Source organism: Sodalis sp. (in: enterobacteria) (assembly GCF_047607725.1).
In the GTDB taxonomy this organism is placed as follows: domain Bacteria; phylum Pseudomonadota; class Gammaproteobacteria; order Enterobacterales; family Enterobacteriaceae; genus JBLKSS01.
The window spans coordinates 1-8,749 of sequence record NZ_JBLKSS010000060.1 but is presented as its reverse complement, the minus strand read 5'-3'; the positions used below and the strand labels follow the sequence as shown (position 1 = coordinate 8,749).

Genomic DNA, 8,749 nt, shown 5'->3' with positions numbered 1-8,749 from the left:
CTCAAACCGGGATGGAAATAAAAGTTATTAAAATCAATACAATGTGAAAATGCAATGAGCATAAGCGTGTAACGTAGGTTTACTGTCTCATACAACAAACCCACCAATAATTCAAGACGTCCTCCACNNNRYKSWTACCGTTATCCCGTGCCAGCTTGGCAATGGATACGCCGTGCTGGAGCGCCTGCTCAACCAGCTTAATGTTAAAGTCCAGCGGGAAATTGGGACGACGTCTTGAGGGTTTTGGTGGGGTTTGTTTCATGAATTGAGCCCATTAAAAAAATAATGGACATCATCTTCAATAACTTGATGGGGAATTAACAGACGGCGCTGGGCATACGCTTACGTCAAGGCCGGGATGGCAGGCAATATTAAGGAGCCCTCTGCCAGCACAGAGGGCTTTTTCTTGCCTCTTATTCACGGGCTTACTTGGTTAATCAGATCATCTGATCAATCGCTCACAGGATTCATCAGATCACCAGATGAATTAATTCTTCTGGTCGATCAGCTCACTTGGTTTTTTAACCCACGGAGTCAACCAGACCCACCAGCGCAATCGGTTAAGAGGTGCGGGATCGACATAATTAAATCAATTCTATTGTTTTAATTGACTCCTGATGATCTTCTTTATTATTAGTCTATTAGGCTTATAAAATGGGGTGCGATAACCGAATTGAACAGCTTTTGTTTGTTTGATAAATCAATTTGATTGAACTTTTTTTTCTCCCGCATACTGCTATCAGGATGATGGGTGGAAAAGGACTATGAGAACCTCGGGTACGAATCTCGAACACGCCAAGGCTCACAATCGGCGAGTCGTTATTGAGGCTATTCGCCTGAACTGCGAATTAACTCGGGCGGAGCTGGCGCGTTTGACGGCGCTAACGCCGCAAACGGTTTCCAATATCGTCGGCGAGCTGCAGCAGGCGGGGAGCCTATCCGCGCATTTGCCCCGGCGCGATGGCGCGCGCGGGCAGCCGGCGATTCCGGTTACGTTGAATCCAGACAGCGCTTACTCTATCGGCATTCATCTCGACCATCAAAGTTTGTTGATCGTGCTGGTCGACCTTTCTGGCACGGGGCGCACAAGACGCTTTACCCTTATGCAAAAACCCCATCCTGGCGCTACACTCGCAATGATTACCCAACAGCTGCTGGACATAAAGCAGCAGACGGCGCTTGATTGGCGCAAGATGCTCGGTATTGGGATCGTGATGCCCGGCCCGTTTGGCGTTGAGGGGCTTTCTTCTGAAGGACCAACCACGCTGCATGGCTGGGAACATGTGGATGTCGTCGGGCGACTATCCGCCGCGACCGGCTGGCCGGTGACCCTGGAGAACGATGCCACGGTAGCCGCTATTGGTGAGCGCTTTCACGGCGTGGCGGAACGGCTGGATTCGTTTATCTATCTCTATCTGGGCACCGGTCTTGGGGCCGGGATTTTTACCGACGGTCATGTCTACGGTGGCCATGCTCAAAACGCTGGTGAAGTGGGGCATATGGTGGTACGGCCGGGCGGGCGGCAATGCTATTGCGGCAACCGTGGCTGTCTGGAGCGTTACCTGGCATTACAGACGGCCTGGGAAGCCTGCGGGCTGGACCCGCTTACCGCGCTGCCGGAAGATTTGCTGCAGGTGCCGGCGGCGCGCCAGGCAATCAATATTCTTGAATGCGTATTCGATCCCGAAGCGGTCATCATCGGCGGTTTGATGCCCCAGCCGCTGCTGGAAAAGATCGTTACGCGGTTATCTCCCCTGTTGCGCTCGGTGCGCAGTAAATATAGCTATGCTCACAGGGTGCGTATCGAGATGACCGGCAGCGATACCGCCGCGCTAGGGGGGCGGCGCTGCCCATTTTTGATGAGTTCAACCCGCAATATGACGTGCTGTTGAAATAATCATACTGCTCAAAAGACTTGTCGGCTGCACTAAAAGTCATATGCCCATAGACAAGTGAAATGTGTTGTACAGCGTGCAGACCAACCGACCACCGCGCAGAGGCGCCGGGAAACGTTTAGAATCCGACATCAAACCATTGTAGGCAACCCGGACCAGAGGCGATAGGTCCAAGAAAATGCGTTATTTGCCGGAGCTGGATGGCGCGATCGTCCGTTGTTGAAAGTGTCCGGCAACGTCTCTTTTGCGCATCAACGAGAAAAAGCGTCTGGTCGACTTTTACTACATTACAGGCGTGACCATCGGTGGGAGAGAATAACCTGCTCCACAAGCTGCGGGGACGCTTTACGCAAAGCACCGCATTGCACCGCGGTTGAGCATTAGCTCTGTCCAACATCGCCGCAATGGAATCAAACATCCCACCCACGGCATTTTTGAGGGTTGAAAATTGACTGGGGCTGCCCCCGCGCAGGGTGGGGTCAGCGCAATGGAGTTGGCCTTCTTTCAGCGTGTCTGCCACCGCTGTGGCACAGGAGAGGCAATTGGTTTGCCCTACGCCGTGAAACCCAAACAAATCGCATACCCAGGCTAACGGCCGCAGCCACAAGGGGCTAGCGCCGTGGTGGTTCACTTCTTTCAGAAGAGGCCCGCGCAAATAGTCACTCAATTTGTTTTTATAGGCTTCCCGTTGACCCTCTGCGGGAGAATAGGTTGGTGGGTGGCGGCCTTCCGTGACAATAAGCGTCCGATATTCTGCCGAGTCGAGGATGTTATCTTTCTCAGCGGAGACGGTAATCAAAGAAAATTCCTTATCAGGCACCTCTGAGGTCGAACTTGGCGAGGGTGAGTTCTGGTCGACTGTAGCCGGTGGTAGCGCGGCATTGTCCGTGGTGAACCGTTTCTGATGTAACAAGTCATTTAGTGTGCGAATGACATCATTAATCTGCTCACCGGGAAAGGCTTCACTGAGATGCATATCGGGGCCAGCGGAAAAAAATTTTTCATCCCCTTCCCCCATAAGAGAATAGGTGACGCCGCCTATTATCACAGCATTAATATCGTTTAACGTAATATGAGAAATATTCTGCTGGAAATCTTTCAATGATACGAAAGTGGGAACGGTATTAACCACCTCTTGTATATTGGAGGACATTGAAGCGGTTGATGTATCATGATAAGTGCTTTGCACAAAACTAGGCAGAATGGGTGGAAGTCTCGTTTTATCGAAAGTATTAGTAGGGTTCATGGCAGTTCCTTATATATTTAATTGAAAGGAAAATATAGTAGCCATTAATTAAGTGCAATATAAAAAAACGCCTCCAGGAACATCCCTTGCCACTATAATGATTTATGATGACGTGTGTTATTATAAAGTTACATAATAAGTGCGTGTATGAATATTGGATGCGGAGTATAAGGTATTCCGATGTAGTTAGATTTTTCCGCTTGATTTTCAATATTATTTCATTACCCGGCAACAAAGTCTGCCGCGGGAGATGAGGTTTTCTTTAGGTGAATTGCCGCCATTATTCCTCTTTTTTACTTTGGTCGATACCCATTGTAAATCCGCAGTCGCTGGCGCATATCAGGTCCATTCTTGATAATGCACGCACGCCGCCTGAGCGTTGTCAGGACCGTTGTACGCCGGCATGCAGCGTAGAGGGTGGCTGCTAAATGCCTGTAAATTGCAACAAGTTTAGCGAAGGGGGTCGTCAAGTTATTCACTGGCGGCAGGATGTCTGGCGCTAGGGAGTTTATAGGATTATCCGCGCTGAACTGAAACAAACGCGCCGGGGTAATTCCATCGTCTTTTTACGAAAAAATAGAGGGAACCAGCCGCGAGCCGAGCGCTAAGGATATTATCGACGCGCTTCCAGCAGGCATGAGCGCGACCCTGTCATTTGCCGTGTGCATTAAAAGAAAAAGGCGGGCGTGCAGATTCCGACGTATCCGATCATCTGTTCCGGCGACATCCGATCAGTTATTCCGATATTTTCCGATCACCCACTCCAGTGATATTCGATCACGTGTTCGCTCATCTTCTGGCTCGGTTTTAGTCTATTTTTCCTGTGCTGGCTACTCCTTGCTCTTTGCGTAGTGATTCGCCTTTAAGTTCCAGTCGATAGTGGGGTGTACTAGCCGATCGAGTAACGCGTCAGCTGTCGTGGGGTTTTCTATCAGTCCATACCATTTTTTACCGGCAGTTGACTGATCAGGATACTGCTGCTTTTGTCGTAACGATCTTCCATCACCTCCAACAGCATCGTTGCCTGCATCGGACTCATTGATTCCAGGCCCAAGTCGTCCAAGAGCAGTAACTCTATTTTTTCTAACTGCTTAAGCTGTTTTAGGTAGGTTCCGTCTAGCTGGCACTGGTGAAGATGGGCAAAACCTGGCTCAGTTGTGCGCTTGGAGAGCAGGCATGCTGGCAGCAATATAGCGTGCGTTACTGGCGTGTGGGTCGGTTGCTGACCCATCTTCACCAGTGCCAGCTAGACGGAACCTACCTAAAAGAGCTTAACTTAAGCAGTTAGAAAAAATAGAGTTACTGCTCTTAGACGACTTGGGCCTGGAATCAATGAGTCCGATGCAGGCAACGATGCTGTTGGAGGTGATGGAAGATCGTTACGACAAAAGTAGCAGCATCCTGATCAGTCAACTGCCGGTAAAAAAATGATATGGACTGATAGAAAACCCCACGACAACTGACGCGTTACTCGATAGGCTAGTACACTCCAGCTATCAACTGGAACTTAAAGGCGAATCACTACGCAAAGAGCAAGGAGTAGCCAGCACAGGAAAAATAGACTAAAACCGAGTCAGAAGATGAGCGAACACGTGATTGAATATCACTGGAATGGGTGATCGGAAAATATCGGAATAACTGATCGGATGTCGCCGGAACAGATGATCGGATACGTCGGAATCTGCACGCCACACTTATTCTTGCCTTTGGCATGTCGATGGACGCCTTTGCGGCCTCCGTCGGCAAAGGTGCCACGCTGCACAAGCCCGCGCTGTGAGAAGCGCTGCGCACCGGACTGATTTTCGGGGTAATAGAAGCCATTACCTCGCTTATCGGCTGGGGGCTTGGTCTGCTGGCCAGCCAGTATATTATGCGCTGGGACCACTGGGTGGCGTTTGTCCTGCTGGCGTTTTTGGGCGGCCGGATGGTGCTGACGGGCTGGAAAGCGCAGCCGGTGCAGACGGCCATGGTCGGTAAGCACAGCTTGGGCGTGCTGATCGCCACCGCCATCGCCACCAGTCTTGATGCGCTGGCCATCGGCGTAGGTCTGGCGATGCTAAAGGTCAATATTGTTCACACCGCGCTGCTAATCGGTCTTGCCACTTTGCTAATGTCGACCCTCGGTATGCTGCAGGGGCGCTTTGTGGGGCCTTGTCTGGGCAATAAAGCGGAAATCATTGGCGGTCTCATCCTTATTGGCATCGGCTGCAACATCCTCTATAGCCATATCGGCGAGGCCATGCTCGCCAATTTGCCTGGGTAATCCCGGCTCTGCCCACGCCAATAAAGCAGGGTCATCCCCCCTGCCCGCGCCAATCGAGCGGGATACTCCCCGCCCCGCCCGCGCCGCTCAGGCTTCAGACACGCCGCCACAGGCGCACGATAAAATCCGTTTCGAGGTCAAACTGCGTCGTCACCGCCAGCCGTTCGAGCACCTCAGGGGTGGCGCGCCAGGCGAAAGGCGTCATGCGCAACAGCGCCACGCCTTCCGCGCCGGTCAGCCGCAGCGGATAGCGCAGCACGCTTTCCCCAAGCGGGGCAAAACCCGCGACGGTTTCTTCCTTTGGCCCGTGCAGCTGCACGTCGCGATAAATGAGCGCTTTGAGCTGATAGAGATGGCGCGGGCCGGGCGTCACCGTCAGCAGCACGCCCCCCGGGCGCAGCGTGCGCCGCAGCTCGGCGGGATTGCTCGGCGCATAAATGCGCATGATGCCGTCCAGTGACGCATCGGCAAAAGGCAGGCGCTGGCTGGACGCGACGCAAAAGCGAACCTGGGCGTAGCGTTTAGCGGCGCTGCGCACCGCATTTTTCGCGATATCCATCCCGTACACCTCCGCCTCTGGCCTCTGGCGCTTGAGCAGGTCCGCCAGCGCGGCGGTGTAATAGCCTTCGCCGCAGCCGATATCCAGCCAGCGTAGGCCAGGATGCGGCGTGAGCGCGGCGATGGACGCCATCACGCTAGCGCACAGCGGCTGATAATGGCCGGCGTCGAGAAAGGCGCGGCGCGCCGCCATCATCAATGGCGCGTCGCCAGGGTCCTTGCTGCGCTTGAACTGTACCGGCAGAAAATTGACATAGCCCTCTTTGGCGCGGTCGAAGCAGTGCTGCCCGGCGCAACGATAGTGCTTATCGTGCCGGACGAGCGGAAGATGGCAAAGCGGACATTGGAAACAAGACATGGCGATTCCGGTCGGAAAACATTTATGGCGCAGTGTAGCGCAAAATAGCCCCTCTGGCGGTAGAAAACACGCTACACTGGGCGCTTCACCCACCGATTCTACATACCGACGATGACAGCTTATTCATCCCTGTTGTCACCGATACACGGGGTGGCGCACGGTTTTGGCGACAAGGCGTCGCTGATGCCAGAGGTACTTCAAGCCTGGCAAACGACGTTACCGGACAAGAAGCAGGTTCATGGCACCGATATTGGCTGGGTGCGCCGGCCGGGCGAAGCCCTTGGCGAGCTTGATGGCGTCATTACCGACGTCCCCGGCATACTATTGACGGTACTGACCGCCGATTGCCTGCCCGTGCTGTTCTGCCGCCGCGACGGCCGGCGTATCGGCGTGGTACACGCGGGTTGGCGTGGTCTGTTGGCGGGAATACTCGGGCAGTTCGCCGCCACGCTCAACGCCGCGGGCGACTCCCCCTCGCGCTGGGTCACGGCGATAGGGCCAGCGGCCGGGCCGTGCTGCTATGAAGTCAGCCAGACGCTGGTAGAGAAGTTCACGCAGCGGTTGCCGCTACCCACAGCGCTCATTGCCCCGCGCCCACGCCATCTGGACCTGGCGGCCATCGCCCGGCAACAGCTATTGACGCTGGGGTTTAGCGCAGTCGATGCCCTCGGCCACTGCACCCTCTGTCACCCGGCGCCGGCGCCAGAGCAAGGCCTGCGCTATACCAGTTTTCGCCGCAACAGCAAGCAGCGGGAGCGGGATCCCACCCATCCGACCATCAGCGGGCGCAACCAGCATAGCGGACTTATCATTCTGCCAGATGGCGTCGCGGCGTGAGGCGCAAGCGAAGGCCCGCAGCTCAAGGTACAGCGTCGGCACAGTGGGGAAGCGTTAGCACGCAGGGAGGCTGTCGAGACGGTGGAAAAGCAGCGGAGCAACAGTTTGGCATCGGCACAGTGGTAAACATCAAGGCCGCGGGACTCATTAATGGGTGCGGCAGGAAAGGGTCGCTAGGCGAAAATGAGTTTGCCAGCATAGGGGCGTTGCGGCCCCAACGTTAAATCCCCCCGCGGGCGCGAAGCCAGCAGGGGGACTTAGATGTTATCCGTCAGTCAAATGACTAACCGTTGCCGCAGCAACCTGGATTACAGGGCAGTTACATTAACTGCTGAAGGGCCTTTCTGGCCATCCTGGATTTCGAATTCGACGTTCTGGCCTTCGGCCAGAGTTTTGAAACCGTTACCCTGAATAGCGGAGAAGTGAACGAACACGTCTTTGCTGCCATCGGCCGGAGTGATGAAACCAAAACCTTTAGACTCGTTGAACCACTTCACTTGACCTTTGATCTTTGCCATCTTACATATTTCCTTTGGAGTGTTTAAATCGCCTTTTGGCGATACAGAGACAAACTGGAGTCGTTACTGCTTGAGGCACTAAGATAAGGATCGGCAGAGAAGCGGTATGCAACGAAATCGTCTACACGCAAAACTTCTTTACTGAAAATGCCACTCATATACAGAACTGTACCTCGTTTTACCCAATTGCGTTATCACATACTCTGTAAACAATGGCAAGCCATATTTAATCAGGGCCGGATATGTCGCACATAATCAAGACACTGGGCTGCCAACCTCGCATCAATAAGGTGCGGAAGACCCCCATTTCCTACGGGGTTATAGCGCTGCGGTCTACCATTATCGGATAAAGGTAATATTAGCGCAAAACCCTGCCGACGTCCAATGCATTATTCAGAAATAACTATTAATTCATCAATGTAATAAATCAAGGGGTCTAGTTCACAATTTTAACCCTTCCCCTTATAACCTCTTTTTCTAACATAGGAAAAGATTGTGCTAAACCTTTATGACCGCGTCAATGATGCACCAAGGGGCCTCAGCTCTCCTTTCGGCCAGGATAAATCCGCTTATGAGCGTCAAGTCTCGCCCCAGCGCGGTGCTGAAGTTGCGCTATAAAGGATCACCAATGTTGTGCAATCTCTTTGTGTGCATAACCCGCTAATATGCCAATTAATAAATTTAAAAATAACCTATGCGAGGTTAATGCATCGAAATGAACAAAAAAGACGTAAGCGTACGCCCATCGCCGTATTGACAGTTATTATCAGGGATGGTAAGGYWKSNAYRGTAAGRKYTCWYWGWWWKWGYTSWTKNGATKWTNTYGMKRKRATSRYYAGCACATGGCGCAGATACGCTTCCGGCTCCACGCCGTTCAGTTTGCAACTGCCGATTAGCGTATACATCAGCGCCGCCCGGTCGCCGCCGCTATCCTAACCGAAGAACAGATAGTTCTTGCGACCCAGGCTTATTACCCGCAGCGCGTTTTCAGCGATATTATTGTCGATCTCCGCCCAGCCATCGCCGGCGTAGTAGCACAACGCCCGCCAGTGGTTCATCAGGTAGTTGAACGCC

At 53.2% G+C, this 8,749-nt stretch carries 5 protein-coding genes and 5 pseudogenes; 4 read left to right on the top strand and 6 right to left on the bottom strand.

Annotated features, from left to right (window positions below; translation table 11 throughout):
• Positions 1–764: 764 nt before the first annotated feature.
• Positions 765–1,897 (top strand): annotated as a pseudogene (locus ACMX3H_RS06170) (ROK family transcriptional regulator).
• A gap of 116 nt (positions 1,898–2,013) precedes the next feature.
• Here the strand turns inward: ACMX3H_RS06170 and ACMX3H_RS06165 are convergent.
• Together ACMX3H_RS06165 and ACMX3H_RS06160 are read right to left on the bottom strand one after the other, a co-directional pair.
• Positions 2,014–3,141: a toxin glutamine deamidase domain-containing protein gene (locus tag ACMX3H_RS06165; protein ID WP_415210183.1), complete on the bottom strand. Its 1,128-nt coding sequence runs from the start codon at positions 3,139–3,141 to the stop codon at positions 2,014–2,016.
• Positions 3,142–3,948: 807 nt separating this feature from the next.
• Positions 3,949–4,282: pseudogene (locus ACMX3H_RS06160) on the bottom strand (ATP-binding protein); the annotation flags it as partial.
• Here ACMX3H_RS06160 and ACMX3H_RS06155 point away from each other — a divergent pair.
• A pseudogene (locus ACMX3H_RS06155) lies at positions 4,280–4,707 on the top strand (ATP-binding protein); the annotation flags it as partial. The pseudogenes ACMX3H_RS06160 and ACMX3H_RS06155 overlap by 3 nt on opposite strands.
• Before the next feature lie 145 nt (positions 4,708–4,852).
• A pseudogene (gene mntP, locus ACMX3H_RS06150) lies at positions 4,853–5,404 on the top strand (manganese efflux pump MntP).
• A 94-nt stretch (positions 5,405–5,498) separates the two neighbouring features.
• On the opposite strand, the gene rlmA reads toward mntP, so the two are convergent.
• Entirely contained in the window at positions 5,499–6,320 is an 822-nt protein-coding gene (gene rlmA, locus ACMX3H_RS06145) for a 23S rRNA (guanine(745)-N(1))-methyltransferase (protein ID WP_415210182.1), read from the bottom strand.
• Positions 6,321–6,431: 111 nt separating this feature from the next.
• On the opposite strand from rlmA, the gene pgeF reads away from it, so the two are divergent.
• Positions 6,432–7,157, top strand: coding sequence for a peptidoglycan editing factor PgeF (pgeF, locus tag ACMX3H_RS06140; RefSeq protein ID WP_415210181.1), 726 nt, complete (start codon positions 6,432–6,434; stop codon positions 7,155–7,157).
• 308 nt (positions 7,158–7,465) lie between these two features.
• Here the strand turns inward: pgeF and cspE are convergent, their stop codons facing one another.
• The 3 genes and pseudogenes from cspE to ACMX3H_RS06125 all read right to left on the bottom strand — a co-directional run.
• On the bottom strand, positions 7,466–7,675 hold the full coding sequence (gene cspE, locus ACMX3H_RS06135; protein ID WP_005968829.1) for a transcription antiterminator/RNA stability regulator CspE: 210 nt from the start codon (positions 7,673–7,675) through the stop codon (positions 7,466–7,468).
• A 23-nt stretch (positions 7,676–7,698) separates the two neighbouring features.
• Entirely contained in the window at positions 7,699–7,833 is a 135-nt protein-coding gene (locus ACMX3H_RS06130; protein ID WP_415210180.1) for a DUF2627 domain-containing protein, read from the bottom strand.
• A 681-nt stretch (positions 7,834–8,514) separates the two neighbouring features.
• A pseudogene (locus tag ACMX3H_RS06125) lies at positions 8,515–8,749 on the bottom strand (IS66 family transposase); the annotation flags it as partial.

Excerpts from the sequence above, each read along its gene's own strand:
- rlmA (WP_415210182.1), bottom strand. The coding sequence starts at position 6,320 with ATGTCTTGTTTCCAATGTCCGCTTTGCCATCTTCCGCTCGTCCGGCAC.
- ACMX3H_RS06165 (WP_415210183.1), bottom strand. The coding sequence starts at position 3,141 with ATGAACCCTACTAATACTTTCGATAAAACGAGACTTCCACCCATTCTG.
- cspE (WP_005968829.1), bottom strand. The coding sequence starts at position 7,675 with ATGGCAAAGATCAAAGGTCAAGTGAAGTGGTTCAACGAGTCTAAAGGT.
- pgeF (WP_415210181.1), top strand. The coding sequence starts at position 6,432 with ATGACAGCTTATTCATCCCTGTTGTCACCGATACACGGGGTGGCGCAC.
- ACMX3H_RS06130 (WP_415210180.1), bottom strand. The coding sequence starts at position 7,833 with ATGAGTGGCATTTTCAGTAAAGAAGTTTTGCGTGTAGACGATTTCGTT.